General features: G+C 50.5%; 2 protein-coding genes. Both read left to right on the top strand.

All coding sequences use genetic code 11. The features are described from left to right. The coding region (locus Q0605_RS05345; RefSeq protein WP_298704903.1) for a pyruvate kinase alpha/beta domain-containing protein at nt 1-334 on the top strand (334 nt) is incomplete at its 5' end. A gap of 9 nt (nt 335-343) precedes the next feature. Further along, nucleotides 344-1,294 (top strand): hypothetical protein, encoded by a 951-nt coding sequence (locus Q0605_RS05340; protein ID WP_298704902.1) that lies wholly within the window; start codon nt 344-346, stop codon nt 1,292-1,294. Nucleotides 1,295-1,316: the final 22 nt, after the last annotated feature.

Here is a 1,316-nt window from a genome sequence, read left to right as displayed (position 1 = left end):
CTCGGGGCGCTCGGCGATCAAACTCGCACGCAACCGCGCCAAAATCGACATCATCGCAATCGCACACGACGAGCAGACCGCGCACGCGCTAAGTCTCGTGTGGGGCGTAAATCCGGCGATGGTCGAGGAAAAAACGAGCATCAACTCGCTGCTCGCACGTATCATAAGCGAGGCTCTGCAGCGCGGACTCATCGAAGAGGACGGTACCTATGTGATGACGGCGGGCTTTCAAAGCGGGCATCCCGGCAGCACCGACTACATCCGCATCATCAAAAAAGATCAGATCGATTTCTACCGCAACGCGGCAGAAACGGGTCTCAAGGATAAAATTTGAAAAATCAAAATGTCAAAGTCCGTTAAAATCAAAGAATCGCGGTTAAATTTAACCCCTTGCTACGAACTGGCGCCAAAAGAGGCGCGAGAGCTCGTCAGCATCGGCATCACCGAGTGCGGCGAGATATATTTTCTATGCGAGGATGCGGGCGAATACGTCATAAAATTTATGCAAGACGGGCGGCTGCGCGAGATAAAAACCGACGCGGACGAAAACGGCTACCACTTCGCCGCGCCCGTGGATTTTCCAAACCGTTGGGCACTGCTAAACGCTCGCTCGCGCTACGATGAGAAGCTAAAACGCGGCGAGGAAAATTTAAAATTTATCGATGAGCTGGGCGCCCAGACGGGCAAAATTTGCGTGGGCGACGGCATAGCAAAGATCATAGCGCAGGGCGGGCGGCTCTACGTTTCATATTTTGGCGACGGGCTCTTCGGCAACTTCGGCGGAGACGAGTGCGAACTCGCCGTTTGGAACGAGGCGGGCGAAAAGCTCTATGGATTTGACCTCAGCCGGATTCACGACTGCTACGCGATAAATCTATTTGGCGGCGCGTGCTACGCGCACTATTGCAGTAGCTTTGATTTCGTGCGTATCAAGGACGGGCAAGCTACGGCGTATACTCCAAAAATCAGTTCTTATAAACCGGACTCCGCGGCTATTGAAACGTGCGAGTTAGAATTTTCAAAGAGCGATTATATTTTTGCGAGCAGCGACTTTGCGCTGGATGAGCGAAGCGTGCTGTTTTGCCGGGCTAATAACGACAAAGATGAGCTGTTTTTGTTTAAATTTAAAGGCGAAACGCTAGAATTCGACAGAAAAATCAGCCTAAATTTTCTCGGCGCAGATTGCTCGAAAAATAACAAAAATGAGGGCTACGGCTCGTACGGGAACGGCGAATATTTAGCTCTTTTAAAAGGCGCCAAAATTTATAAAATTTGCGTGAGCGAGCTAAATTGAAATGTAAATTTAGCAGCTAACG

The sequence above is a fragment of the uncultured Campylobacter sp. genome (assembly GCF_938017705.1).
Lineage (GTDB): Bacteria > Campylobacterota > Campylobacteria > Campylobacterales > Campylobacteraceae > Campylobacter_B.
This window is presented reverse-complemented; position numbering and strand designations above follow the sequence as displayed.